This is a genomic window from Kitasatospora sp. NPDC057512, assembly GCF_042802135.1.
In the GTDB taxonomy this organism is placed as follows: domain Bacteria; phylum Actinomycetota; class Actinomycetes; order Streptomycetales; family Streptomycetaceae; genus Kitasatospora.
Window position 1 is genome coordinate 1 of record NZ_JBHVET010000030.1, and the last position, 25,939, is coordinate 25,939.

At 73.5% G+C, this 25,939-nt stretch carries 23 protein-coding genes and 1 pseudogene; 17 read left to right on the plus strand and 7 right to left on the minus strand.

Annotated features, from left to right (window positions below; translation table 11 throughout):
- Nucleotides 1-171: 171 nt before the first annotated feature.
- From ACFU6K_RS03990 to ACFU6K_RS04005, 4 genes and pseudogenes are all read left to right on the plus strand, one after another.
- Nucleotides 172-1,641: a flavin-containing monooxygenase gene (locus ACFU6K_RS03990; RefSeq protein WP_380660747.1), complete on the plus strand. Its 1,470-nt coding sequence runs from the start codon at nucleotides 172-174 to the stop codon at nucleotides 1,639-1,641.
- 199 nt (nucleotides 1,642-1,840) lie between these two features.
- Nucleotides 1,841-2,086, plus strand: a pseudogene (locus ACFU6K_RS03995) (TetR family transcriptional regulator); the annotation flags it as partial.
- Nucleotides 2,087-2,247: 161 nt separating this feature from the next.
- Nucleotides 2,248-3,858: a benzoylformate decarboxylase gene (gene mdlC / locus ACFU6K_RS04000; protein ID WP_380660748.1), complete on the plus strand. Its 1,611-nt coding sequence runs from the start codon at nucleotides 2,248-2,250 to the stop codon at nucleotides 3,856-3,858.
- 86 nt (nucleotides 3,859-3,944) lie between these two features.
- Nucleotides 3,945-4,457, plus strand: a complete 513-nt coding sequence (locus tag ACFU6K_RS04005; RefSeq protein WP_380660749.1) for a GNAT family N-acetyltransferase — start codon at nucleotides 3,945-3,947, stop codon at nucleotides 4,455-4,457.
- Here ACFU6K_RS04005 and thpR read toward each other — a convergent pair.
- Both thpR and ACFU6K_RS04015 read right to left on the minus strand, forming a co-directional pair.
- A complete protein-coding gene (gene thpR / locus ACFU6K_RS04010) occupies nucleotides 4,444-5,052 on the minus strand; it encodes an RNA 2',3'-cyclic phosphodiesterase (protein ID WP_380660750.1) in 609 nt (202 codons plus the stop codon). The two genes, ACFU6K_RS04005 and thpR, sit on opposite strands and share 14 nt — an antisense overlap.
- Before the next feature lie 141 nt (nucleotides 5,053-5,193).
- Nucleotides 5,194-5,955: an SMI1/KNR4 family protein gene (locus tag ACFU6K_RS04015; RefSeq protein WP_380660752.1), complete on the minus strand. Its 762-nt coding sequence runs from the start codon at nucleotides 5,953-5,955 to the stop codon at nucleotides 5,194-5,196.
- 165 nt (nucleotides 5,956-6,120) lie between these two features.
- Between ACFU6K_RS04015 and ACFU6K_RS04020 the strand changes: the two genes are divergently transcribed.
- Nucleotides 6,121-7,041 carry a Rieske 2Fe-2S domain-containing protein gene (locus ACFU6K_RS04020; RefSeq protein ID WP_380660753.1) on the plus strand — a complete coding sequence of 307 codons (921 nt, stop codon included), beginning with the start codon at nucleotides 6,121-6,123 and terminating at the stop codon, nucleotides 7,039-7,041.
- Nucleotides 7,042-7,186: 145 nt separating this feature from the next.
- On the opposite strand, the gene ACFU6K_RS04025 is transcribed toward ACFU6K_RS04020, so the two are convergent.
- Complete coding sequence (locus ACFU6K_RS04025) at nucleotides 7,187-8,053, minus strand: choice-of-anchor K domain-containing protein (protein WP_380660754.1); 867 nt, start codon at nucleotides 8,051-8,053, stop codon at nucleotides 7,187-7,189.
- A 477-nt stretch (nucleotides 8,054-8,530) separates the two neighbouring features.
- On the opposite strand from ACFU6K_RS04025, the gene ACFU6K_RS04030 reads away from it, so the two are divergent.
- From ACFU6K_RS04030 to ACFU6K_RS04070, 9 genes are all read left to right on the plus strand, one after another.
- Nucleotides 8,531-9,415, plus strand: coding sequence for a hypothetical protein (locus ACFU6K_RS04030; protein ID WP_380660755.1), 885 nt, complete (start codon nucleotides 8,531-8,533; stop codon nucleotides 9,413-9,415).
- Nucleotides 9,416-9,567: 152 nt separating this feature from the next.
- Nucleotides 9,568-10,305, plus strand: a complete 738-nt coding sequence (locus tag ACFU6K_RS04035; protein WP_380660757.1) for a class I SAM-dependent methyltransferase — start codon at nucleotides 9,568-9,570, stop codon at nucleotides 10,303-10,305.
- Nucleotides 10,306-10,352: 47 nt separating this feature from the next.
- The gene (locus ACFU6K_RS04040) at nucleotides 10,353-11,567 is read left to right on the plus strand and encodes a GNAT family N-acetyltransferase (protein ID WP_380660758.1); all 1,215 of its coding nucleotides are present in this window, start codon (nucleotides 10,353-10,355) and stop codon (nucleotides 11,565-11,567) included.
- Nucleotides 11,568-11,611: 44 nt separating this feature from the next.
- On the plus strand, nucleotides 11,612-11,980 hold the full coding sequence (locus ACFU6K_RS04045) for a hypothetical protein (protein ID WP_380660759.1): 369 nt from the start codon (nucleotides 11,612-11,614) through the stop codon (nucleotides 11,978-11,980).
- 88 nt (nucleotides 11,981-12,068) lie between these two features.
- Nucleotides 12,069-12,215 (plus strand): hypothetical protein, encoded by a 147-nt coding sequence (locus tag ACFU6K_RS04050; RefSeq protein ID WP_380660760.1) that lies wholly within the window; start codon nucleotides 12,069-12,071, stop codon nucleotides 12,213-12,215.
- Nucleotides 12,216-12,378: 163 nt separating this feature from the next.
- Nucleotides 12,379-12,912, plus strand: coding sequence for an EF-hand domain-containing protein (locus ACFU6K_RS04055; RefSeq protein ID WP_380660761.1), 534 nt, complete (start codon nucleotides 12,379-12,381; stop codon nucleotides 12,910-12,912).
- Between the two features lie 273 nt (nucleotides 12,913-13,185).
- Nucleotides 13,186-14,391 carry a cytochrome P450 gene (locus ACFU6K_RS04060; protein ID WP_380660762.1) on the plus strand — a complete coding sequence of 402 codons (1,206 nt, stop codon included), beginning with the start codon at nucleotides 13,186-13,188 and terminating at the stop codon, nucleotides 14,389-14,391.
- Between the two features lie 3 nt (nucleotides 14,392-14,394).
- Complete coding sequence (locus ACFU6K_RS04065; protein WP_380660763.1) at nucleotides 14,395-14,595, plus strand: ferredoxin; 201 nt, start codon at nucleotides 14,395-14,397, stop codon at nucleotides 14,593-14,595.
- 142 nt (nucleotides 14,596-14,737) lie between these two features.
- On the plus strand, nucleotides 14,738-15,373 hold the full coding sequence (locus tag ACFU6K_RS04070) for a class I SAM-dependent methyltransferase (protein WP_380660764.1): 636 nt from the start codon (nucleotides 14,738-14,740) through the stop codon (nucleotides 15,371-15,373).
- A gap of 43 nt (nucleotides 15,374-15,416) precedes the next feature.
- Here ACFU6K_RS04070 and ACFU6K_RS04075 read toward each other — a convergent pair whose 3' ends face one another.
- A complete protein-coding gene (locus ACFU6K_RS04075) occupies nucleotides 15,417-16,676 on the minus strand; it encodes an APC family permease (RefSeq protein ID WP_380660765.1) in 1,260 nt (419 codons plus the stop codon).
- A gap of 374 nt (nucleotides 16,677-17,050) precedes the next feature.
- Here ACFU6K_RS04075 and ACFU6K_RS04080 point away from each other — a divergent pair, with 374 nt between their 5' ends.
- The gene (locus ACFU6K_RS04080; protein ID WP_380660767.1) at nucleotides 17,051-18,262 is read left to right on the plus strand and encodes an MFS transporter; all 1,212 of its coding nucleotides are present in this window, start codon (nucleotides 17,051-17,053) and stop codon (nucleotides 18,260-18,262) included.
- Between the two features lie 180 nt (nucleotides 18,263-18,442).
- On the opposite strand, the gene ACFU6K_RS04085 is transcribed toward ACFU6K_RS04080, so the two are convergent.
- Complete coding sequence (locus ACFU6K_RS04085) at nucleotides 18,443-18,967, minus strand: MepB family protein (protein WP_380660768.1); 525 nt, start codon at nucleotides 18,965-18,967, stop codon at nucleotides 18,443-18,445.
- 513 nt (nucleotides 18,968-19,480) lie between these two features.
- Between ACFU6K_RS04085 and ACFU6K_RS04090 the strand changes: the two genes are divergently transcribed.
- Complete coding sequence (locus tag ACFU6K_RS04090) at nucleotides 19,481-22,282, plus strand: AAA family ATPase (protein ID WP_380660769.1); 2,802 nt, start codon at nucleotides 19,481-19,483, stop codon at nucleotides 22,280-22,282.
- Between the two features lie 9 nt (nucleotides 22,283-22,291).
- Here the strand turns inward: ACFU6K_RS04090 and ACFU6K_RS04095 are convergent, their stop codons facing one another.
- Complete coding sequence (locus ACFU6K_RS04095; RefSeq protein WP_380660770.1) at nucleotides 22,292-23,107, minus strand: alpha/beta hydrolase; 816 nt, start codon at nucleotides 23,105-23,107, stop codon at nucleotides 22,292-22,294.
- Nucleotides 23,108-23,339: 232 nt separating this feature from the next.
- Between ACFU6K_RS04095 and ACFU6K_RS04100 the strand changes: the two genes are divergently transcribed.
- Nucleotides 23,340-24,407: an alpha/beta fold hydrolase gene (locus ACFU6K_RS04100; RefSeq protein ID WP_380660771.1), complete on the plus strand. Its 1,068-nt coding sequence runs from the start codon at nucleotides 23,340-23,342 to the stop codon at nucleotides 24,405-24,407.
- A gap of 65 nt (nucleotides 24,408-24,472) precedes the next feature.
- Here the strand turns inward: ACFU6K_RS04100 and ACFU6K_RS04105 are convergent.
- The coding region (locus tag ACFU6K_RS04105) for a LuxR C-terminal-related transcriptional regulator (protein WP_380660772.1) at nucleotides 24,473-25,939 on the minus strand (1,467 nt) is incomplete at its 5' end.

Sequence of the window (25,939 nt, forward strand, 5' to 3'; positions counted from 1 at the left end):
CACACGGCCCGGGCCGCCGCCGGTGGAACCGTCCTGCGCGCAGGTCGCGGAGCCGGCGACGGACCAAGGTGGCCCGGATGGGACTGCCCATCGCCCGCCCCTGTCGCGTAATGCCAAAAGCTTGTCGGGAAAAGACGATACGGCCGCCCCGCGAGCCACGACAGTGGACCCATGACCACACACCGCACCGACGTCCTCGTCATCGGCGCCGGACTCTCCGGCATCGGCGTCGCCTGCCGCCTGCGCCGGGACCTCCCGGGCCGTGACGTCGCGATCCTGGAACGCCGCGCCGGCATCGGCGGCACCTGGGACCTGTTCCGCTACCCGGGCATCCGCTCGGACTCCGACATGTTCTCCTTCGGCTACCAGTTCCGCCCCTGGAACGGGACCAGGGTGCTCGCCGACGGCGGGTCGATCCGCGACTACGTGACCGCCACCGCCCGCGAGTACGGCGTCGACAAGGCGATCCACCACGGGCTGCGGGTGCTGACCGCCGACTGGTCGAGCGAGCACCAGCGGTGGACGGTGACCGCGCTGCGCGAGGCGACCGGCGAGCGGGAGACCTGGGTCTGCTCCTTCCTCGTCACCTGCACCGGCTACTACGACCACGACCGGGGCCACCTGCCCGAGTTCCCCGGCGCCGAGCGCTTCGAGGGCACCCGGATCCACCCGCAGCACTGGCCGCGGGACTTCGACCACACCGGGAAGCGGGTCGTGGTGATCGGCAGCGGCGCGACCGCCGTCACGCTCGTCCCGGCGATGGCCGACAAGGCCGCCCATGTGACGATGCTCCAGCGCTCGCCCTCGTACGTCTTCTCGGTGCCCTCGGTCGACCGGATCACCGCCTGGCAGCAGCGGTTCCTGCCCGGTCCACTGGTCGCCAGGATGACCCGCCGGCGCAACATCGGCCTGCAGCGCGCCCTGTTCCGGACCGCCCGGCGCTTCCCCCGCGCGACGCGCAGGATGCTGCTGGCCGGGGTGCGCCGGGCGGTCGGCCCGGGCGTCGACATGGCCCACTTCAGCCCGGCCTACGACCCGTGGGACGAGCGGCTGTGCGCCGTCCCCGACGGCGACCTCTTCAGGGTGCTCCGGGAGGGCCGCGCCAGCGTCGTCACCGACACCGTCGAGACCTTCACCCCCACCGGCATCAGGCTCGCCTCCGGCCGGGAACTCGCCGCGGACGTCGTCGTCACCGCCACCGGCCTGAACCTCCAGGCCTTCGGCGGCGCCACGATCAGCATCGACGGCGAACCGCGCGACCTGCACGACGTCTGCACCTACAAGAGCGTCATGCTCCAGGGCATCCCCAACCTGGCCTGGGTCTTCGGCTACACCAACGCCTCCTGGACCCTGAAGGTCGACCTCGCCGCCGCCTATCTGGTGCGCCTGCTCAAGCACCTGGACGCCACCGGCCGCACCGTCGCCGTGCCCGTCGACCACGCGGCCAACGCCACCGACGAGGGCGTGGTCGACGTGCTGACCTCGGGCTACATCCGGCGGGCGAAGGACATCATGCCGCGCCAGGGGCGCGAGTTCCCGTGGCGGATGGTGATGGACTACCACCACGACCGGAAGGTCCTGCTGTCCGACCCGATCGAGGACGGCGTCCTCCACTTCCGCGGGCCGGGAGTACGCGCGTGAGCCGACCTGGTGGCCGGCGCGCTCGCCGCCGACCGGGTGGTCGCCGGGTGGACCCGCACAGCGGGCACCGCCCCGCCCCGGTTCCCCCGGTCACGGGTCGACGAGTGGCTGTGGTCAGCCCCTCCACAGGCTCCTACCCGACCCTGACCACGTACGTGCCCCGGACGCCGCCCGCCTCCAGCGCCCGGTGCACCGCTGCCGTCTCCTCCAGTCGGGCACGCTGCGGGCCGATTTCCATCCTTCCGACCTCGCCGTGGTCCTGCTGGCACACTGCGCGCTGGTGACCGCCCTGCCGGACGACGGTGCGGCGTCCCGGCGCCTGGTGGCCTACCTGCTCCAGTCGTTCCGTGCCGACGCGGCCAACAGGTCGCTGCCTCCGCCGACCACGCTGACGCTGCTCAACCTCCCGATGGCAAGCTGCGGTTCCCAGGGGCAGCGGCCCCCAGGGCCTGCCACGAGACGGCATCTGCCACAGCGCACGCCACCACCAGCGTCCCGTTCGTCCGGTTGCGGGGCCCTCGGGGCCGGTGCTCTCCTGCTGGTGTCAGGCAGTACGACGATCGGAGCCGCTGGGCCCCGATGCCCCGAGGGGAAGCCGGTGGCCCCATGGCCGAGCGATCCACCGTCCGCACCGTGACGTACGACCTGCTGCGTACGCTCGGACTCACCACCGTCTTCGGGAACCCCGGCTCCACCGAGGAGCCCTTCCTCCAGGACTTCCCCGCGGACTTCCGCTACGTCCTGGCCCTCCAGGAGGCCTCCGCGATCACCATGGCCGACGCCTTCGCCCAGGTCACCGGCCGCCCCGCGCTGGTGAACCTGCACTCCTCGGCCGGCACCGGCAACGCGATGGGCAACCTGGTGTCGGCCTCCCACGCGCACACGCCCCTGATCGTCACCTCCGGCCAGCAGCACCGGGAACTGCTGATCGGCGAGCCGTACCTCGCCAACCGCGAGGCCACCCTGCTGCCGCAGCCCTCGGTGAAGTGGTCCTACGAACCGGCCCGCGCCGAGGACGTCCCCGAGGCCGTCATGCGCGCCTACGCGCACGCGCTCCAACCGCCCGCCGGGCCGGTCTACCTGTCGATCCCGATGGACGACTGGAAGCGGCCGCTGTCCGGATTCACCCGGGTGCGGACGGTAAGCCACCGGACGGCCCCCGACCCCGGACGGCTGCGGGCCTTCGCCGAACGCCTCTCCGCCGCCCGCCGGCCCGCGCTCGTCTTCGGGCCCGAGGTCGACCGCGGCGGCGGCTGGGACGCGGCCGTCGCCCTGGCCGAGAAGCTGCGCGCCACCGTCTACGGCGCCCCGCTCGCGGAGCGCGCCTCCTTCCCCGAGGACCACCCGCTCTACGCCGGTCCACTGGGCCTGTCGGTCAAGGCCGTCGGCGAACGCCTGACCGGGCACGACTTGGTGGCCGTGATCGGCGCGGAGGTGTTCCGCTACTACCCGTACGTGCCGGGCGACTACCTCCCCGCAGGCACCACGCTGCTCCAGCTCACCGCCGACCCGCGGGCCGCCGCCACCGCACGGGCCGGCGACAGCCTGCTCGGCGACCCCCGACTTGCCATCGAAGGACTGCTGGACCTGGTCGAGGAGGGCTCGGCCCGCACCGCCCCCGACCCGATGCCCCGGCCCCGGGTGCTGTCGGCCTCCCCGACCCTCCCGCTCCCCCCGCCCGCGGTCTACGCCGCCCTGAGCCGGGTCCGCCCGCCGGACGCCGTCATCGTCAACGAGTCGACCTCGACCATGGCCGAGCAGCTCGAATGGCTGCCCACCACCCGCCCCGGATCCTTCTTCACCACGGCCAGCGGCGGCATCGGCTGGGCCGTCCCGGCCGCCGTGGGCGTCGCGCTGGCCGACCGGGAGCGCGGGGTGCGGCGCCCGGTGGTCGGCCTGATCGGCGACGGCTCCTTCCAGTACTCCGTCCAGGCCCTCTACACCGCGGCCCGGCACCGCCTCCCGATCGTCTACGTGGTCATGCGCAACCACGAGTACGCGATCCTCAAGTCCTTCGCCCGGCTGGAGGACACCCCTGGCGTCCCCGCACTCGACCTCCCAGGCCTGGACATCGCCTCCCTGGCCCGCGGCTTCGGCTGCCACGCCGTCGACGTGACGACGGCCGAGGACCTGGAACGGGAGTTCACCGCGGCCCTGTCCGCCGGCACCACCACCGTCATCGTCGTCCCCACCCGGCCCGAGCCCACCGCGCTGTAGGAGGCGCGGCCGGGCCCGGGCCCGGGCGGCAGGAACGCGACGAAAAACAGTGCGACAACGGACGAATCGGCCCCTACACTCCCGGCATGATCCGTTCTGCAGTGCTGAAGGACGCGCCCGCGATCGGCGACCTGAAGGTCCGGTCGTGGCGAGCGGCCTACGCGGGATTCATGAGCGCCGCGAGCCTCGACGGGCTGGACCCGGTCGAGGAGACCGCGGACTGGGCCGAGTACCTGGCCGACCTCCCCGACCGGCACCGCCTGTGGGTCGCCGAGCAGGGCGGCGCCGTGGTCGGCTTCTGCCGGACCGGGCCCGCCGACGGGGACCAGGACCTCGGCGGCGACGCCGCGGAGGTCTACGGCCTCTACATCGAGCCGGGCCTCATCGGCACGGGCCTGGGCGCGCGCCTGTTCGGCCACGCCGTGGCCGACCTCGAAGCGCGGGCTCACCGGCCGCTGTGCGTGTACGCCTACCTGCCCAACACCTCCGCCCTCCGCTTCTACGAGCGGGCCGGGTTCACGCAGGACGGCACCACCCGGCTCGACGAGGAGGAGGACGGGACGGCGATCGCCGAGGCACGACTCGTCAAACACCCGTAGCGGTGGTGTTCGGGGCGGCAGCGGCGAACGGCCAGGCCTCGATGTCGCGGTAGTGGATCGGCCCCGGGCCGCGGCCGATGTTGCTGCCGACGAGGTGGAGGCGTTCGGTCGGCCACCGTCGGCCGACGAACCCGGTGAGCCCGGCCGCGGCCAGCGGCACACTGACGGAGTCGTCGCGGCGGGAGCGCGCCAGGGTGAGATGGGGGTGCAGCGGACGCTCCCTGAAGTCGATCCCGCAGGACCTGACCAGGTCCCGGACGTCGGCGGCGAGCCGGTGGAGGCCTTCCAGGTCCCCGTCGATGCCGGTCCACAGCAGTCGCTGGTCGAAGTAGCCGCCGCCGCGCAGGCCCAGGTGCAGGGCGGGGCGCGACGGGGCCGCGGCAGCCAGCGCCGACCGCAGCAACGGCACCGTGGCGGACGGCTGTTCGCCGAGGAAGGCCAGGGTGATGTGCCAGTCCTCGATCCGGTTCCACCGCAGTCGCGGGTAGCCGGCGTAGGCGGGTCGCAGGGCCCGGGCCAGTTCGTCCTTGGCGTCGTCGGGCGGGGCCAGGGCCACGAAGACGCGCCGGGTCGAGGGTTCGGGTTGATCGTCCACGAGGGGGGAGGTTAGCCGAGGGCGGGTCGCCCCTGCTCGCGGGGACGGCCCAGGACGACTGCGCTCCGGCAGGGGCCGTCGACGTCCCGCGGGCCGATTGCGCTCCCAACGCGCGCTGCAGCGCGCCGAGTTCGCCCGGTGTCAGCTGCCCGCAAGCCGGGGATACGGGGCGCGCCGGTCAAGCCAGTCGAAGAGGTCCGCGCTCAGCAGTTCCCCGTGCTCCGCGACATCGCCCCGGAGGCGGCCGGACGCGAGCCGGTACAGGGAGGAGCGGTCCCGGCCGTGACGGCGCATGAACAGGCCCGCTCCTCCGCCGTCCTCGCCGACCAGGACCCAGTGGGGTGCGTACGTCCCCACCTCCCAGGCTTCGTTGCGGGCGCGGAACGTGTGCGGCCCGTGCACCGTGCCGCCGTCGGGCAGCCGGATCCCGGGGGTGGCTCGCCACAGCCGGGCGACGGCCGGGTTCGGCCCCTCCCGCAACCCGGCGGCGAGCGCCGTCCACACCGTGAGGAACCCGGCGAAGGAGTCGGCGACCGGCCACTCCTCGTCGGTGACGCGGCTGTGCGCGACGACCGGCCACTCCCCGTCGGCGGCCCGGTCGAGGGCGAATCCGTAGCGCTCGTGGTCGTCGTCCTCGTGGAACCAGAGCCGGTCCCCGCCGGACCAGCCCTCGGTGAGCCCGGGTTCGCCGAGCCCGGGCACGGGCTCCACCGTGGCGAGCGGGCGGCCGCGCAGCGAGCCCTCGCCGTACTCGGCCAGCCACCAGCGGTACGAGTGCGGCAGCGGGCCGGTGACGGACTCCGCCGCGCGGATCGCGGCTTCCGGACGGCCACGGCCGGGCCGCGTGACGATCCCCGGCGTCGTGGCGATCAGATCGCGCAGAAGTTCTCGATCGGCCCGCATGCCGGGGATCCTCGCACAGGGGTACGACACGGCCCGCACCGGACCAGCCCGCCGGGCGGCAGGCGGAGCGCCGTGACCGGCCGGCACACCGTCCGCCCCGGCAGCCTGCTCCGCACGGCCCACGCCGCCGTGCCCGCGGCCGGGCCCGCCCGCAGGCTGGGGTCCATGACCCGAAGCCCGTTCACCCGCACCGGCGACACCGTCGGCCACCGTCCCCAGGGCGCCACCGAGCGCATGCTCAAGGCGGTCGACGCGCTCGCGGAGGCCGACGGACTGGACGCCGTGGCCGAGCCGCTGAAGCGGATCATCCGGGCACTGCCGCTGGGCCGGGCGCGCGACGTCCTGCACGGGCTCCCGCTCGGCCATCCCCTGCACCCCGCCCTCGTCCAGATCCCCATCGGCGCCTGGACCTGCGCGGCCGTCCTCGACCTGACACCCGGCGCCCGCCGCCCGGCCCACCTCATGGTGGCCATCGGCGTGATCACCGCCGTCCCCTCCGCCTGGAGCGGCTGGGTCGACTGGGCCGAACAGCACGAGCGGCAGCGGCGCACCGGTCTGGTGCACGCCCTCGGCGTCGGCGCCGCCATCGTCCTGTACGGCGGCTCGTGGGCCGCCCGGGCACGGCACCGCCACGGGCTCGGCAGGTTCCTCGGCTTCACCGGCGCCGCCGCCGCGACCGCCGGGGCCTACCTCGGCGGCCACCTCGCCTACCGGCAGGGCGCGGGGACGAACAAGACCGAACCCGTCCCGCACCTGATCGAACCCGGCTGGCACCCGCTCGGCCACCTGGCCGACCTCCCGCTGGGCCGACCGGCCCGGCGCACCGTCGGCGACGTCCCCCTGCTCGTGGTGCGCGAGACCGAGGACACCGTCCACGTCCTGGCGGCCTGGTGCAGCCACCTGGCCGGACCGCTCACCGACGGCGAGATCGTCGCCGGGTGCGTGCGCTGCCCCTGGCACGGCAGCCTGTTCCGCCTCGCCGACGGCTGGAACGTCGGCGGGCCCGCCACCGCCCCGCAGCCCCGCTTCCAGACCCGCACCGACACTGACGGCGTCCTGTACGTCCGCCTGCCCGAGGCCGGCTGAACGCGTACGTCGGGTCCCGGCCTCAGTCCTCCGCGGGGCCGGGCGGGCGCGGCCTGCCGGGCGGATCCAGTCTGCCGTCCGCCCGCCCGGCGGGTAACGACGCGGCTTCCCCCTGTGCCGAAGCAGCGCCGGCTCCTCGAAGACGTCAGCTGGGGCCGACAGCCTCGGTGCCGTAGCCGTACACGGAGACGACCGCGTCCTGGGTGTCGATGAGGTGTGCGGTGTCCCCCTTGTCGTTCCAGATGGGGCGTCCGCTGCCGAAGGAGAACCCGCCCCACTCGGCGTGCACTTCGTTGGTGTGGACACGGATCCGCTGGCCTGCCTTGAGCACGGTGCCCGGCGGGAAGGTGAAGTTCTGGCCGGGGTCGTCGGCGTGCAGGATCCAGCCGGAGATGTCCGCGTGCGCCGTGCCCCGGTTGACGATCTCGACGTACTCGTCGGCCTGGCTGTACTTGACCCCACCCTTGTAACGGACGTCGGTGATGACCACGTCCGGAACGCCCACGCGGGACAGCACGGCGACGATGTCAGCGCTGTTGGAACCGTTCTCGGGGCTGAGGAACGTGTTGACGATCTCCCCGCCCCGCTTGAAGCCGGTGATCACGGCGGCGTACTCCTCGCCGTCGATGGTCACGCTCTCCGGGGACACCCTCGTGGGCAGATCGACCTCGTCGTCGGGCGTGGGCCCGTCGTTGGGCGTCTCGAAGTGGTGGAACCTGAAGCTGAACTCACGGTCCTTCTCGTCCTCCTCGAAGCGGATGCGTACCGCGAGATCGACATCGAACTGGTTGACGCCACCACCCATGATGGGGAAGTTCTGGTGGGTGAAGGTGCCCAGGGTCACCTCCGAGCCGTCGGCCCGCACCTCGATCGTGCCGCCGGAGAACGAGTAGCCGCTCTTGCCGCCCCCGACGGGGACGCCCCAGGTGATGTGACCGGTGCCGAGGCCCGAGACGTTGGGCGGGGTCGGGGCGACGGCGGTCCAGGTTCCGGACGTCGTGACTTTCGACATGCTCAGAGACTCCTCGATCGGGTGGGCACGTCGCCCGCAGCAGCGGTCACGTGCGTCGGGTCGGCCCCGCAGCCGACGCTGCGGCCGACCTCGGATGGGGCTCGCCGACTGGCTCCCCCACCCTCCCCGGCGACCACTCGGGCGAATCCTCGGTTCTGATCGACCATGCGTATGCCGTACAGCCCCCGTGCTCCGGTCACGCCCTGCCGCCTCCCGGAAGGCCCCGGTCGCCCCGGTCGCCCCGGCCCGGAGGCCGGGCGGGCGGGGGTCGTCGGCCGGGCGGGTGGTGGCAGGGGGTGGAAAGGGGTGGGCAAGGGGTGGGCGGACGGCAGTAGGGTGCGGCGCTGACCGGTTGACCAGGTGTCGGCAGAAGGACAGCGAGCGCGTGAGGAACTCGGCGTGACGTACGGAGATCAGAATTCTTTCCCGCGATACCCCTACCAGGCGGATCCCTACCAGCAGCCGCGGCCGGCCGGAGTGCCGCTGTGGCAGCGGTTCCGGGGTGAGGAGTGGCCCACCCTGCGGGAGTTGCTGGCGCCGGGGCGGCGGCTGGTCAGCGGGTGGGTCCTGGTGCCGCTGCTGTTCTGCCTGTGGCCGTTCCTGATCCTCCTGGGGCTCTATCCGATGGCCAGGTCGGCGCGGCGGCTGGCGCGGCGGGTGTTCGCCGTGCCCGGGCCACGGGGGATCACCGACGAGGTGGTGCTGCGGGTGCAGCGGATCAGGGCGTGGCTGGCGCTCGTTGCGGCGTTCGTGGTGCTGGTCGTGTACGGGACGGCGGACGACTGGAGCCAGCTCAGCGATCAGTTCGAGATCCGGCTGGCGGTCACGCCGTTGCTGGTGCTGGTGACCGCGCCGGTGGTCGTCGGGGTGCTGTTCCGGCTCGCCGGGCCGGCCGCGCGCCCGGCCATGCGGGCGCAGGTGCGGCCCGCGGTGCTGATGGCGGCGCAGTACCTGGGCGCGTGTACCGCGGTTCCGGTGCTGCTGTGGCTCTCCGGTCGGGCGCAGGGGTCGGTCCAGGGGCTGTTCCTCGGGCCGCTGTTCAACCTGCTGGTCCTGGCGGTGCCGGTCTGGGTGCTGATGTTCGTGGGCTTCGCCTCGCCGACGGTGGCCCGTACGGCCTTCACCATGGACCGGGTGCACGCGGTGTTCCCGCCCATCCTGACCGGCGTCCTGGTCTGGGAACTCGCCGCGACCGGGCTGGCGTTCGGCGGCCTGCCGCCCGGCCCGCTGCCCGTCCAGCTCGGTGCCGTGGTCGGCGGGCCCGCGACCGTGACCGCGGTGGCGTGGTGGGAGGTGCACCGGCTCCGCACCCGCTTCGGGGTCTCCCTGCGCGGACGTGCGGCGAACGCGACCGGGCAGTAGCCGGGTCGGCGGTGCCCGGGGCCGGTTCGGGCGTCGGGCACCGCGACCTCGTCACGGTCCCCGGCCCGCCGGCCCCGCCCCCGTCCTGTCCCTCGCCCTCGCCCTGGCCCTCGCCCTGGCACGCCCGGGGCACGGGGCCGACAATCGAGGACATGGGCGGAGACGACCAGTTCGACACCCTCGGTGACATGTACGAGGAGATGTTCCTCCTGCCGTGGCGCAGACACCTGGAGTCGTTCAGCGTGTTCGCCGCGCTGGGACCGGTCGCCGGTCGGAGCGTCCTGGACATCGGGTGCGGGACGGGCCTGTACAGCCGGGAGCTCAAGCGACGCGGCGCGGCGCGGGTGGTCGGCTACGACATCTCCGGCGGCATGCTCGGCATCGCCCGGCGGGCCGAGCGCACCGAGCCGCTGGGGATCGAGTACACCGAGCGGCGCGACCTCGTCGGCGACGGCGCCTTCGACGCGTGCCTGGCCGTGTACGTCCTGCCGTACGCGGAGAGCTACGGCGCTCTGGTCGCGCTGTGCGCTCTGGCGGCCCAAGCCCTGCGCCCGGCAGGCCGGTTCGTCACCCTGCCGGTGAACCCGGACTTCCACGAAGACCGCGCCTACTACGAGCGCTACGGTCTGCGCCTGCGGGAGACCGAGTCGCGCCAGGACGCCTCGCGGGTGACCCTGGAACTGTGCTTCGGCCGCTACGACGAACGGATCACCGCACGGTACTGGAGCCGGGCCACGCTGGAACGGGCCCTGCGCGAGGCGGGCTTCGCCTCGGTCTCCTGGCCCGCCTTCCGGGTCTCCGGGGAGGGCGTCGCCCACCACGGCGAGGACTTCTGGCGGCCGTACCTGGCCTGCCCCCACGCGGCACTCGTCACCTGTACCAAGGCCTGATCCCCCGAGTCTGATCCCCAGACCAGAGGCTGCACAGAGGCACCACGATGGCGACCACACCACGGCTCCACCGTCGCCCCGGGCCGATCGGGGCGGCAGTCCTGTCGTCCCCCGCGCAGGCCGACCCCGCGCAGTGGGACCGGCTGATCGGCCCGGACAACTTCTACAACAGCAACGCCTGGGTGCGCGCGCTGGAACTGGCCCACGGCGACACCGGCGTGGTCACCGCCGCGTCCGGCGGCCGGCTGCTGGGCGCCCTGCCGGTCTGGCCCGGCGAGAACGACGGACCCGGACTGTTCCACCTGCCCACGCTGTTCCCGGACCTGGCGGCCGCCCTGCCGTCGCGATGGCTGTGGCTGGGAGCCCGGCGCTCGACCTACAACGAACTGGTCCGCACCCGCGGCGAGGACCGCGACCGCACCCTGGAGGTCCTGCTGGAAGAGGCGCTGCGGCTGGCGCGCGACCACGGCCTGGCAGGCGTGGTCACCCCCTACCTGGCCTCCGACGACGCCCGGGAGATCGCCCGGAGGCACCCCCGTGCCAGCGTCCTGCTGCACGACGCGGACGCCAACGTCGCCGTCCCGGCCGGCGGCTACACCGAGCACCTGGCGCGGATGAGCCAGCCCGACCGCACCCACCGCCGGGCCGAACGACGCACCTGCGATCGCGGCGGCACGGCCGTGGTGTGGCGGCCGCTGGCCCGCGGGGAGGCGGCCCGACAGGCCGCCGCCCTGGTGACCCAGACCCGCGCCCGGCACGGCGGCACCGCCGACCCCGCCTGGATGCTCCGCTCCTTCGAGGCCCAGGCCACGACGGGAGTGCTGGACCGGGCGGTCGGCTGCTTCGCCGTCCGTGACGACCGCCCCGTCGCCGTCACCGTCTGCTACGCCCATCAGGACCGGCTCTACGCCCGCTACTTCGGCTTCGACTACCGCACCGCCCAGCCGCAGGGCGAGTACTTCGTGCTCTGCTACCAGGCCCCCGTCGACTACGCGGCCGCCGGTGGCTTCCACCGCTACCGCCTGGCCGTCTCCGCCTGGCAGATCAAGATCCGGCAGGGCGCCGTGCTCTCCCCGCTCGCCGCCGTCGTCCTGCCCCTCCACGGGCGGCTCTGCGACCGGCGGACGGCGGCCCGGCACAACGCGCGGACCGCCCGGCTCTGGACCTGCCGGTGCGCCTCCCGACCCTGGGCCCTGACGCCCGAGTGGAACGACTGGGCCCAGGACGGCCCCGACACCCCCGACACCCCCACGGCCGGCTGACCACCGCCGGCCGGCCACCGCCGACTTCGGAAGGAGACCCCACCGTGCTGCACCTGGTCTACCTGATCCAGCCCACCCCGGCCGCGGAGTCGGACTCACACGCCTTCTGGGACTGGGTCCGCGCCCGGGAGTCCTGGTACTACGACGGACTCGACACCGTCCTGCGCACCCGGTGGGCGGTACGCACCGTCGGCATCCACGTCCACACCCTCGAACACACCGTCAGCTTCGCCGACGAGGCCGGCTGGGGCCGCTACCGCCGCCAGGTCTCCGAACGCGGCCGCGACCCCGCCTGGGAACGGCGCCGCACCGAACAGACCCACTGGTGGACCCTGCTGGACGCCACCCTGCTCAGCGACCCCCCGGTCCCCCTCGGCCTCGACCGCATCCCCACACCGGGACGCACGGCGTGACCGACCCCGACGAACTCCTGCGCCGCAGCCGGCAGTTGCTCTCCGACGCCCGGTTCATGACCCTGGCCACCTCCGACGGCACCGAACCGTGGGCCTCCACCGTCAACTTCGTCCCCGCCGCTTCTACACCGTCGAGATCGACCGCTGGTGGCTGCTCGACATCGACCGCTGGCTCCTCGACAAGCACGACCAGCGCATCGAGGTCCCCCTGCACGCCCTCACCGGGCCCGGCTGAGCCACCCGGCGCACCGCAGCCCTCCCGCCCTCACCCACAGCGGTGGCCCCCGGCGTTCCGGGGGCACCCCCGGACCACCGCTCCTACCGTTCACCGCATGTCTCCGCACGCGGCCGCGCCCTTCCCGCGCGGCCCGGGAATCGAGGATCGCATGACATCCGCCGTGAAGAGTCAGAAGTTCAACACCCTGTTCGACTGGTTCGACCTGAACCGGGACGGACAACTGTCCCAGGAGGACCTGCGCGGGACGGCCGACGTGTTCGCCCGGACCGCGACCAGGGACGACCAGGCCACCATCCAGGCCCTGCACGACGCCTTCGCCCGCTGGTGGGAGCTCCTGGTGGAACACGGGGACACCGACGGCGACGGACAGGTCTCGCGCCAGGAGTTCCTCACCGTCATGCAGGCCGACGTGATCAGGCCCGCACACTTCGAGAGCACCGTGCTGGCGATCGCCGACGCCCTGCTGAACGCCTACGACACCAACGGCGACGGCGTCCTCAGCAAGGAGGAGTACATCCACATGTACGAGCAGCTGGGCGTGCCCCGCGCGCACTCCGAGCAGGCGTTCCCACGACTGGACCGGGACGGCAACGGGGTGATCAGCCTCGACGAGTTCCGCGAGGCCATCATCGAGTTCTACCTCAGCGACGACCCGGCCGCGCCGGGCAACTACCTGCTCGGCCCGATCGGCTGACGGCCGGCCGACCCCGGGTCCACCGGAACCCGAGTCCACCGGAACCCGGGACCGCCGGGGCCCGATGAAGCCCGGCCGCCCGCCCAGCCGTCCTCCGGTGTTGCCTTGACCTTCACCCATTGCAACAACCCGTTGCGTTCGAGCTCAGCGTCATTGCATCAGTTTACCGTCGCTGAGCTGGCAAGACGCGTTTCAAGCGATTGACGTCACGTCAGGAAAGCCCGTAGCTTTCCAGTTGTCCGAACGTGCGGCAACGCGAAACGAGGAACAGCCATGGGTGAATCCCCGCACACCGTCACGACCATGCCGGCGGCGCGCCGCCCCGGCTGTCCGTTCGACCCGCCCGCCGAGCTGATCGACGCCCGCCGACACGGGCCGATGAGCCGCTACACCTTCCCCGGCGGCAAGCCCGGCTGGCTGGTCACCGGGTACGACCTGGTCAGGGCGGTGCTGGCCGACACCCGGTTCAGCTCGCGCAAGGACCTGATGCTCCACCCGACCATCGACTACGGCGACTTCCAGATCCCGCCGGCGCCGCCCGGGGAGTTCGTCCTCATGGACGAGCCCCAGCACAGCCGCTACCGCAAGCCCCTCACGGGCAAGTTCACCGTACGGCGCATGCGGCTGCTCACCGAGCGCATCGAGCAGGTCACCGCCGCCCGCCTGGACGCCATAGAGGCGGCCGGGCCTCCGACGGACCTGGTGACCGCGTTCGCCAAGCCCATCCCCGCCATCGTGATCTGCGAGCTGCTCGGGGTGCCGTACGAGGACCGGGGCTCCTTCCAGGAGCAGGTCGACTCGTTCATGAACGGGGAGACGAGCGACGAGGACCTCATGGCGGCCTACGCCGCGACCCAGGAGTACCTGGAAGGACTCGTGGCCGCCAAGCGCGCCGACCCCACCGACGACGTGCTCAGCGACCTCACCGACAGTGACCTCACCGACGAGGAGCTGAAGGGGATCAGCCTCATCCTGCTCGCGGCCGGGCTCGACACCACCGCGAACATGCTGGCCCTCGGAACCTTCGCGCTGCTGCGCACCCCGGACCAGCTGGCCGCACTGCGTGCCGATCCCGCGCTCGCCGACCGGGCCGTGGAGGAGCTGCTGCGGTACCTGAGCGTCGCCAAGACCTTCATGCGGACCGCCCTGGAGGACGTCGAACTCGGCGGCCTGACCGTCAAGGCCGGCGACCGGCTGATCCTCTCCTTCAACACCGCCAACCGCGACCCCGAGCGCTTCCCCGACCCCCACGTCCTCGACCTGCGCAGGCAGGACGGCGGGCACCTGGCCTTCGGCCACGGCATCCACCAGTGCCTGGGCCAACAGCTGGCCCGCATCGAGATGCGGGTCGCCTTCCCCGCGCTGCTCGAGCGCTTCCCCACGCTGCGCCTGGCCGTACCGCCCGAGGAGGTCGCCCTGCGCCCGGAGCTCGCGGACATCTACGGGGTGAAGAGCCTCCCCGTCACCTGGGACGCGTGACCGATGAGGATCACCGTGGACGTCGACCGCTGCATCGGCTCCGGAATGTGCGCCCTGACGGCCGGCGAGGTCTTCGACCAGCGCGAGGACGACGGCACCTCGGTCGTCCGGCAACCCGACCCTCCGGCCGAGGCCTTGGACGCGGTGCGCGAGGCGGTCGCCCTGTGCCCAGCCTCGGCGATCAGCCTGTCGGCCGACCGGTGACGGCAGGGCGGGTCCGACAGATGATCATCCAGTTGCTCCGCGGAGCCTGCGGACCCCGAGGATGAGGGCGGACCTGCCCGCGCGTGGGCGGGCGTTCGGTGGCCGTGACCAGCGCCGACGGTATCGCCTTAGGATGCGGGGCATGGACAGGATCACGCCGCACGGAGAGCCCCTACCGATCACGACGCGGCGAACCCGCTGGCAGGAGGCGGGGCAGAGCGGGAACTTCGGCAAGCGGTTCGCCGAGCTCGTCTCCGCCGGTGAGGACGTCGACGGCGAGGCCCGGCTCGCCGACACGCTCCTGCCGCGCGGCGCCCGAGTGCTCGACGCCGGCGCCGGCATGGGCCGGGTGGCCGCGGCGCTCCTGCGGCAGGGGCACGACGTGGTCGCGATCGAGCCCGACGCGGCCCTGGTCCGCCAGGCCCGGGAGACCTACCCCGGGCTGGCGATCGAGGAACGCGACATCCTCGACCTCGGCCCCGACGACGGCCCGTTCGACCTGGTCGTCTGCGTGGGCAACGTCATCGTCTACCTCGCCGAGGGCACGGAGCGCAGGGCGCTGGGCGCGATGCGCGACGTACTCGGCGAGAACGGCCGGATCCTGGTCGGCTTCCACCTCCAGGACCCGCCGCCACACGCCCGCACCTACCCGGCGGCGGAGTTCGAGGCGGACCTCGCCGCCGCCGGACTGCGCGTCGACCTGCGGGCAGGCACCTACCAGCTGCACCCCGCGAACGACGCCTACGGCGTCTGGGTCCTGAGCCGCGCCCAGGGGTAGCGCCTCCCTGGCCCTGCCTGGCCGCCGGGACGGTGCCCGTCCGTCAGGCACGGGCGGCGGCCTTGCGCAGGCAGTAGGTGGCGGCACCGGCCGCGATCACTACGGCGCCCCACAGGACCGAGGAGGGCAGCAGGGCGAAGGCCAGGAGCACGCAGCCGGCGGTGCCGACGACGGGCACGATCCGCACGGGGCCCTTCACGGGGGTGAGGGTCCAGGCGGACGCGTTCGCGATGGCGTAGTAGGCCAGCACACCGAAGGAGGAGAAGCCGATCGCGCCGCGGACGTCCGTGGTGGCGGCCAGGACCGCGACCACCGCGCCGACCGCGAGCTCGGCGCGGTGCGGCCCGTGGAAGCGCGGGTGGACGGCGGCCAGGACGTGGGGCAGGTGCCGGTCGCGGGCCATCGCCAGGGTGGTGCGCGAGACCCCGAGGATCAGCGCGAGCAGCGAGCCGAGCGCCGCGACGGCCGCCCCGACGCGCACGACCGAGGTGAGTGCGGGGACCCCGGCGGCGCGCACGGCCTCGGTGAGCGGTGCGGTGGAATGGGCGAGCCGGTCGGGCCCGAGCACGGCGAGCACGGCCACGGCGACGGCGGCGTAGACGACGAGCGTGATGGCGAGCGCGATGGGGATCGCGCGGGGGATGGTCCGCTTCGGGTCGCGGACCTCCTCCCCGAGGGTGGCGATGCGCGCGTAGCCGGCGAACGCGAAGAACAGCAGCCCGGCGGCCTGGAGCACCCCGCCGAAGGTCGCGTCCGCACCGGTGGCGAGCCGCGCGCCCTCGGCGGCAGGGCCGGTCAGGCAGGCGGTGACCACGGCGGCGAGCACCGCCAGGACGACGGCGACGATCCCCCGGGTCAGCCACGCGGACTTCTGCACGCCGACGTAGTTCACCGCGGTGAGCGCCATCACCGCGGCGACCGCGACCGCGTGCGCCTGTCCGGGCCACACATAGGAGCCCACCGTGAGGGCCATCGCCGCACAAGAGGCGGTCTTGCCGACCACGAAGCCCCAGCCCGCCAGGTAGCCCCAGAACTCGCCGAGCCGCTCACGGCCGTAGACGTAGGTGCCGCCGGACTCCGGGTAGCGGGCGGCCAGCCGGGCGGAGGAGGTCGCGTTGCAGTACGCCACCACCGCGGCCAGGGCGAGTCCCGGCAGCAGGCCGGACCCGGCCGCGCCGGCGGCCGGGGCGAGCGCGGCGAAGATCCCCGCGCCGATCATCGACCCGAGCCCGATCACCACGGCGTCGAACACGCCCAAGTGGCGCCCCAGCTCCCCGGCCAGGGCGGATGCCGGTGTCCCCATCGCTCGCTCCTTGGCCGCGGCCTACGGCCGTTTCGGACTCTCGGTTCCGGCGCACGCTATCGGAGCGAGGTGGGCCCCCGACCGCCGGGCTCGTCGGGCTGGTCGGGCTGGTCGGGCTGGTCGGGCTGGTCTGGCTGGTCGGTGACGACGCCGATGCGGACGAAGTGGCCTCGTCTCCGGCGGCAGCCAGCCGGTGCTCCCCGCCTGCTACGATCCGCGGGTGTTCATCGTGATGTTCATCTGACGGTCCTGGGTCCCTCCCGCCCAGGTTCTGATCCGTCGAGGGTGCGGTTCTTCATGCCCTCCGGACTTCGATCACCGTCAGACGTCGGCGGCCGCACGAGATCCCGGCCGCGCATCATCGGAGCCTCCTCATGCTCGCAGTGCTTCTCCTTCCCGGCGCGCTTCGCGCCTTCCTCCCCGCCCTGATCGCCCGGTCCGCCCTCGCGATGGGCGGCCTGGCCCTCCTGCTCGCCGTCCAGGACAGTACGGGTTCGTACACCCAGGCCGGCTTCGCGACAGCGACGTTCGGGATCGCCAACGTCATCGCCGCCCCCTGGCGCGCCCGGGCCGTCGACCGGCTCGGGCAACGGATCGCGCTCACCGCGATGGCAGCAGGCCAGGCATCCGGGTTCGTCGCCCTCGCGCTCCTCGCGGGGGCCGAGGGAGTCGCGGACGCCTGGTTCCTCGTCCTCAGCGCGGTGGTCGGCCTGACGGCGCCGCCCCTGGGGGCCGCGATGCGGATGATCTGGGCGTCGCTCACGACGGCCGGCGACCAGCGGACGAAGGCGTTCAGCATCGACGCGGTGTGCGAGGAGCTCCTCTTCGTCGGTGGTCCCGTCGTCATCACCGCGGTCATCGTGGCCACTTCTCCCGCCACCGGGCTCTGGGTGACCGCCGCCACGGTCTTCCTCGGCACCGCGGCGATGACGTCCAGCGCGTCGTCGGGGGCGCTGCGCGGAACGGGAGGGGGCGTCGCGCGGGGTGATCGTCCGCTCCACCAGCCGGGATTCGCAAGGGTGTTGACCGTGCTCGTGGGCGTCGGCGGTGTGCTCGGCGTCGCGGAGATCGCGGCACCGGCCGTCGCCGCGCAGCGTGACGCCGTCGCGGCCTCGGGCTGGCTCCTGGCGGCCTTCGCCGGCGGAAGCGCCCTCGGCGGGTTCCTCTACGGGCAGCTGAAGCTCACGTCGGGAATCGGCACGAGGCTGTTCACCCTGTGCACCGGCATGGGGCTCGCCGCGGTGCTCGTGTCCCGGCTGCACCCACTCGGTCTGTTCGCCGCGGGCCTCGCCCTCGTCGGCCTCTTCCTCGCGCCCTCCCTCATCACGGGGTACCTCATCGCCGACACCATCGTCCCTGAGTCCGGCCGGACGGAGGCGTCGACCTGGATCAACACCTCCGTGAACCTCGGCGCGTCGCTGGCGTCCGCCGCGGCGGGAGTCGTCATCGACGAGTCCGGCGGCTGGTTCGCCCTCCTGCTCGTGGGAGCGATCGCTCTCGCTCTCGCCACGGCCGCGCCGTTCGCGCGACTGCGCGAGATCGAGCGGCCCACGCTGCCCGCTCCCGACCGTTGCGGGAACGGCTGACGATCCCGATGACGAGGCCGCAGCCGAACAGCTGCGGCCGCGTCACGGCGAGGACCGTTTCAGTACTGGACGCCGCCGCGGCACAACCGGGCGGTGTGGACGGGGTCGGCCGTTCCCCGGAGACTAGGAGAACAAGCCGCAGCCCGTCGACGCGAGGGAAACCCATCGCGCGGCCGGCGTCTACGGATGGTAGAGGGCGTCGGCGAGGGCCAGGTCGGCAGACCCGTCCCGACCGAGGTCGAGGAAGTGCTTCACCTGCCACGCCTGCGTGCTGCGGGCCTGCCGGCTGGTCGTGGTCACCCACGGCGGGTAGACGCGGAACCCGCGCTTCCCGCCCGCGCCGTCGCGGGAGACGATGTCGCGCTCGCACAACACCTCGCGCGGGAACACGAACTGCCCGAAGCCGTCGTCGTCGCGGCTGCTGACGACGAAGAGGTCCACTCCGTCGTCGGCGTCGAAGGGCCGAATCGGCCCCTCCTCGGACCGCTGCCACACGGTGACGAACTGGCCCGCCTTCGTCGGGGTGGTCCTGGCCGCCCGGAACCGGACCGAGCGGCCGTCGAGCGTGAACGCGCAAGCCGCGTACTCGGCGCTCTCCGGTTCGGGCACCGGCAGTGAGCAGGCGAAGCCGCCCGGGTCGTACACCGATGCCTTCACCGCCAGCAGATCACCGTGGAGCCCCGTCCACGGCTGATTCGAATCCATGCCGTCATCCTGCCATCGCACCCGTGCACGCAGCTTCGGCCCCTCAGGCCACCAGCCGCGCGGCGACGTGTGCGAGGCGCCTGAAATGCCGGCCCCACCGCCGCCCGTGCCGGACACCGGCCGACCCCGGCCGACCCCGGCCAGGGTACTGGCCAGGGTTCGACACTGGCTCGACGGGCCCGTGGTCCCGGGATCGTGGCCGGTGGACGCCGCACGGCTTCCACGGCCGCGAAGGAGCTGACGGGGGTGGGGCCTGTTGGCCGGGTCTTCCGGCGTCGGCACGACCGCCCCGCGGTCCGCACGCCGACCGGCGCCGGACGCCTTACCGGCCTGCCGGGACCACGGGTGGGCGGGCTCCGCGACGACGACGCCCGGACGTTGCCCGACTCGATGCCGCCCGGTCCGGTGCACCCCCGCGTGCGGGACGCGATCGTCGCCGAAGCACGCGGCGACCCGCCGGCGCTGAGGGAACTGCCGCGCGGTGAGAACGAAATCAGGAAGGGGCAAGGGGACATGACCGGGTTCCAGCGATGGGGCGTCACCACGGCGATGGTGGGCCGCGAGGACGAGCAGGCGGAGCTCGCGGCGTTCGTGACGGCCGCGACGGGCCAGGCGCTGGTCCTGCGGGGGGAGACGGGGGTCGGCAAGAGTTCGTTGCTGAGCCACGCCGCCGCGCTGGCGGAGCGGGAGAGCCACGTCGTCATCCGGGCCGCCGGTGTCGAGGCGGAGTCCGAGCTGCCCTACGCCGGGCTGCACCAGGTCCTCCATCCGCTGCTCACCGACGTCGCGCGGCTGGACGACGGGACCCGGGCGGTGTTCGACGCCGCGTTCAGCGGACTGCGGGGCGATCCGCCGTCGGTCATGGCGCTCGGCATCGCCGTGCTCAGCCTGCTGTCGCTCTCCGCCGCGCAGCGGCCGCTGCTGCTGGTCCTCGACGACGCGCAGTGGCTGGACGACTCCAGCGCCGACGTCTGCGGCTTCGTGGGCCGACGCCTGGCCGGCGGCCCGGCGAAGATGCTGGTCGCGGTCTGCAGCGACATCACGTCCCGCTTCGACACCGCCGCACTGCCCGAACTGCCGATCACCGCCCTCACCGACGAGGACGCGGCCCGCCTGCTGGACCACCGGTACCCGGAGCTGAGCCGACAGGTCCGTCGAATCGTCCTGGAGCGGGCCCGGGGCAACCCGCTGGCCCTGCTGGAGCTGCCCGCCCACTTCGCCGGCCGGTCGAGCGATCTCCCGGTCGAAGACCTGATCGGTCAGCACGGCGTGCCGTTGCCCCGACGGCTGCAACGGCTGTTCGGCACCCGCATCGCCGCCCTCGACGAGCGGGTGCGGACCGAGCTGCTGATGGGCGCGCTCGACGGCGCCGGGGCCCCGAGCGGTACCGACCCCGTCCCCGGCACCCGTTACGGCATGCGTGACGCCGACACGGCGGTGGCCGCAGGGCTGCTGGACATCGAGGTGGTCACCGGTGATCTCGTCTTCCGGCACCCGCTCGTACGGTCCGCCGTCGTGCGGATGGCCACTCCCAACCAGCGCCGCGCCGCCCACCTGGCGCTGGCACAGGTGCACCGGGAGAACCTCGAACGCCGGGCGACGCACCTGGCGGCGGCAACGGTCGATCCGGACGAGGACGTCGCCGACATCCTGGAGGCGGCGGCCGAGTCGGCGACCCGGCGCGGCGGCGCGCTGGCGGCCGTGGCCTGGCTGACCCGGGCCGCCGAGCTCAGCGAGACCCACACCGGCCGGTCCCGGCGCCTGGCCGACGCGGCCTTCGTCGCCGCTCACGCCGCCCGCCTCGGCCAGGCCCACCGGCTGGTCCAGGCAGACCTCGCACCCGGCTCGACGGGGTCGCCGGCCTCGGTGCTGGCGGCCGCCTACCGGGCGCTCCACCAGGACGGGGACGTCCGCTCCACGCACCGCCAGGTCTCGGCCGCGATCGAGAAGCTCCGGGACAGCGGGTCGGCCGCTGTGCCGACCGTCGGCGAAGCCGAACCTGACGAGGTCCTCACCCGACTGGTGGTCCTGCTCCTGACGATCAGTCAGTACAGCGGGGACCGCGCGGCCTGGGAGAGCACGCACGAACTCCTGGCCTCCCTGGGCAGTCTCCTCACCCGACGCTCGCGTCTCTACAGCGGCACCTGGAGCGACGTGACCAGGCACGGAGCCGGCTTCGCCGGGCCGGTGCGACAGGCCGCCACGACCCTGCCGGATCTGGAACCCTGGGACGTCACGCAGTTCGGCGCGGCCGCGTACCACCTCGACCTCCTGAGCCACTACCGCCCCCACCTGCAGCGTGTCGTCGACCGCGAGCTGGAGACCGGGGCCGTGGCAACCGGCATGGTCATGCTGCACCAGATCATGCTCGACCAGTTGACGGTCGGAGAGTGGGCCGAGGCCGAGGAGACCGGACAACGCGGCCTGGACCTGGCGACCGAGCACGGCCACCAGCTGTTCGCCGCCCAGAGCCGCGCGTACCTGGCCCAGCTCGCGGCGCTGCGCGGAGAGGTCGGGCGGGCCCGGGACCTGCAGGCCGAGGTGGACGCCTGGGCCCGCCCGCGCGGACTGGGATTCCTGACCCAGGTCGCCGACTCCGCCGGCGCGACCGCCGCACTGAGCTCCGGCGACTACGAGACCGCGTACCTCTACGCCATCGGCATCACCCAGCCGGGTAAGTTCCGGCCCTACGCCTACCAGGCCTCGCGCACCCTGCTCGATCTCGTCGAGGCCGCCCGGCACACCGGACGCGTCGAGCAGGCCCGGGCGCACGCCCTCGCCGCCCGCGACGCCGGTCTGCCGGAGGTGTCGCCCCGCCTGGGGCTGATCACCTACGGCGCGCTGGCGATGACCGCCGAGGACGAGCGGGAGGCCGCCGAGATGTTCACGCGGGCCGAATCCCAACCGGACGCCGCCCGCTTCCCGTTCGAGCTGGCCCGGATCCGGCTGGCGCACGGCATCCGGGTGCGCCACGTCCAGGGCCCGGCCTCGGCGCGGCAGTACCTGGTCCCGGCGGCCGAGGAGTTCGAGCGGCTGGGCGCGGCCGGCTGGACCGAACGGGCCCGGGCCGAACTGCGCGCCACCGGGGCCCCGCCGCGCGTCCCGACGCTGAACGTGGCCCCGCTGACCTGGCAGGAACGCCGCATCGCCGACCTGGCCGCCGGCGGCCTGACGAACAAGGAGATCGGCGCGCGGATGCATCTGTCGCCGCGTACCGTCAGCTCGCACCTGTACCGCGTCTTCCCCAAGCTGGGCATCACGGCCCGGGCGGCACTGCGCGACGCGTTGAGCCGGACCGACGCGGCGCAGGTCTGATGCCCGCGCTCAGCCCTGTGGGGCCACGGCCTCGACGCCGTTGGCGGCCAGCCAGCCGAGGACGTGGTCGGCGACCGAACGCCAGCCGCTGTCGAACACCAGGGAGTGCCCCCGATCGGCGAACTGCTTCAGGTCCGTCACGGCGGAGGAGTCGCCGTAGAGCTTGTAGACCGAGCGGGTCACGGCGTCCGGGACCATCCGGTCCTCCTGGCCGGAGACCAGCAGGAGCGGTCCGCGCGCCGCATTGGCCGTGTCCACGACGGCGCCGGCCGGCCCGGCGGCGGTGCCGTCGAGTCCGAGGTCCGCGAGCAGCCGGAGCGGGGCCGGGACGGCGTACCGGTCGAAGAGCTGCTCGGCCTCCCCCTCTCCGACCGTGTTGACGACGAGGTGTCGGAACCGGGCGCGCGGCAGCTGCCCGAAGCCCGGGTGCCGGGTCGTGCCGGCCGACATCAGCGGCCACGGCCGGGACCGGCCGTCGGCCGTCGGCACACCGCCGGCCGGCAACGGCGCGAGGGCGACGGCGGCGCGGCCGAGGTCGGCCCCGAGGAGGTGCTGGGCGATGAGGCCGCCGGCCGAGTGCCCGATGAGGATGGGCGGGTCGTCGAAGCTGCGCACGACCTGCTCGTAGTGGGCCGCGAGCGCGGCGAGCCCGAGGTCGCGCACCGGGCCGGGATCGCGGCGGGCCTGGTCGGCGGTGTGGGCTTCGCCGGGCCAGCCCGGGACGCACACCGCGTAACCGTGCGCGGTGAACCGCTCGGCCCAGCCCTCCCAGGAGGACATGTGGAACCACGCACCGTGGATGAGGACGACGGGGGTTTGCTTCACGGCCAGACCTTCCGGATTGCACACACGACGATCCGCCGGCATCGCGGCGCTCCTTCGAGGATCACCGAGCGGTTGGCCGACGGACACCGTCGAATGACTGAATCCGGCGGCCCGGCAGACCCTTCACGGGTCCGCGAGCGTCTTCCCGCGTCTCGACGTCATGTGACCGATGCGTCCGGCCGGTGGCCGGAGAACAGTGGAGGCACCAGCGGGTCTCCAGGAAGGATCAGACATGATCAACAGGCGTACCTTCACCAAAGCGGTCGGTCTCGGCGTGGGCGCCACGGCCGTGTCGGCCGGCGCGGCCTCGAACGCGCCCGCCGCCTTCGCGGCAGGTTCCGACCGACCCGGCCGCCCGGCCCCGGTCATCCCGGCCGTCACCGCGGGCACCCACACCACGTTCACCGACCTGAAGCGGGTCCAGGCCGGCGTGCTCGACATCGGCTACGCCGAGGCCGGGCCGAAGCACGGGCCCGTGGTCATCTGCCTGCACGGCTGGCCCTACGACATCCACAGCTATGTCGACGTGGCGCCGCTGCTGGCGGACGCCGGCTACCGGGTGATCGTGCCGTACCTGCGGGGCCACGGCACCACCACCTTCCTGTCCCCGACGACCGTCCGTACCGGGCAGCAGTCCGCGATCGCCCTCGACGTCATCGCCCTGATGGACGCCCTGAGGATCCCCAAGGCGGTGCTGGCCGGCTTCGACTGGGGCTCGCGGGCCGCCGGCACCGTCGCGGCGCTCTGGCCGGAGCGGGTCAAGGCCCTGGTGGCGGTGAGCGGTTACCTCATCGTCAACCTCCCCTCGCAGAAGAACCCGCTGCCGCCGAAGGCCGAGCACACCTGGTGGTACCAGTACTACTTCGCCACCGACCGCGGCCGCGTCGCCATGGAGACCAGGCAGAACCGGCACGACCTGTGCCGACTGGTGTGGGAGGAGACCTCCCCCACCTGGAAGTTCGACGACGCCACCTTCGAACGCACCGCGGCGGCGTTCGAGAACCCCGACTACGCCGCCATCGTGATCCACAACTACCGCTGGCGTCTGGGCCTGGCCGACGGCGAGCGCCGCTACGAGCACTACGAGCGGCTGCTCGCGGCCCGACCGCCCGTCACGGTGCCGGCCATCGCCGTGGACCCCGCCCTCGACCCGTTCCTGCCCACCACCGACGGCAGTGGGTACCGGAAGTTCTTCACCGGCCCCTACGAGCACCGCGTCCTCACCGGCATCGGCCACAACGCGCCGCAGGAGGCGCCGACGGCGTTCGCCCAGGCCGTGGTGGACGCCGACCATCTGTGACCCCTGCTGATCGCGCACGGCGGCCACCGCACGGCCGTCACCGCACGGCCCTCACCGCCCGGCCGTCACCGCACGGACAGGGCGCCGTCGATCTCTCGACGGGAGGAGATCCCCAGCTTGGCGAAGACCTTGCGCAGGTGCCACTCGACCGTACGGGGGCTGAGGAACAGGTGCTCACCGATCTCCGCGTTCGGGTGCCCGGCGGCCGCGAGGCGGGCGATCCGCGCCTCCTGCGGGGTCAGGACCGGCGCGCCGACGGTCCTCTTGCGAACCGTCTCACCGGTGGCGAGCAGCTCCTGCCGGGCCCGCTCGGCGAAGCCCTCCATACCCGTGCGCGCGGCCGCCTCGTACGCCGCCCGCAGCTCGGTACGGGCCTGCGCGCGCCGGTTCCGGCGGCGCAGCCACTCCCCGTACAGCAGTCGGGCCCGGGTCTCGAACACGCCGAGCCCGCCGCGGCCGAAGTGGTCGACGGCCTCGCGGTAGCGGTCCTCGGCCTGCTCGGGTGCTCCGGTCAGGGCTTCGGCGACCGCGTGCGCGCCCAGGGCCCAGGGCGTGCCGGCCCGGCTCCAGTCGGCGAGCCGCTCGCGCGCCCCGGCCGCCACGGCCGGCTCGCCGGCCCTGGTCGCGGCCTCGACCAGTTCGCCGCACGTCCAGACGTGCACCACGAGGTCCTGGTACTCCCCGCCCCGGAGCGCCGCTTCCATGGCGAGCGGATAGTTGCCCAGGCCGTTGTGGAGCACGGCCCTCGCGCACGCGGCCACGCCGACGAGTCGGCCCAGGCCGCGCTGCTCGCCCTCGTGTTCCATCGCCTCGATCGCTTCCAGGGCCGGCCGTTCCCGTCCCTGGTACGCGCTGATCAGGGCCGCCGTGGCCGTGCGCGTCACCGAACCGGTGACCTTGTCCAGGGCCGCGGCCTCGGCCAGCAGGTCGCCCGCCGGGGAGAAACGCCCCGCGAAGCCCAGCGCGGACGCCTGGTAGGGCAGCGCCGTCGAGAGGAGCGACAGGGTTCCCGTCCGGCGTGCGAAGCGGACCGCCCGGCCGCCGATGTCCAACCAGCCCTGGAGATCGCCCAGCTCCGCGGCGGCGTTCGCGGCCGCCCACAGGACGGACGGATCCTCCTCGTCGGTGAGGGAGCGCAGCGCCCGTGCCAGCTGTGGGAAGACGGCAGCCGGCCCGTCCACGCTCCGGGCGACCAGGGCCCTGAGGAAGACTCCCGCCGGCTCGTCGCCGGGCGGCAGCTCTCGAGCGGCCTCGGCGACGCGGCCCAGTGCGCCTTCGTCGTACCGGCCGACCCAGATGGCCGCGTCGTACGCCGCGAGGCAGGTCTCCCGCGCGAGGGCCGGGTCGAGGTCCCTGAGCCGGCCCGCCGCGTCGAGCAGCGGCTGCACCGCGCCCCTCCCCGAGTCGGTCATGGACGACGCCTTGGCCCGCAGCCGGCCGGCCTGGGCCTGCTGCAGCCGGTCCAGCGGCCCCAGCTCCGCGGCGGCGAGCAGGTCGGGCACCCGGGCCGGCACGCCCGCGGCGACATGGGC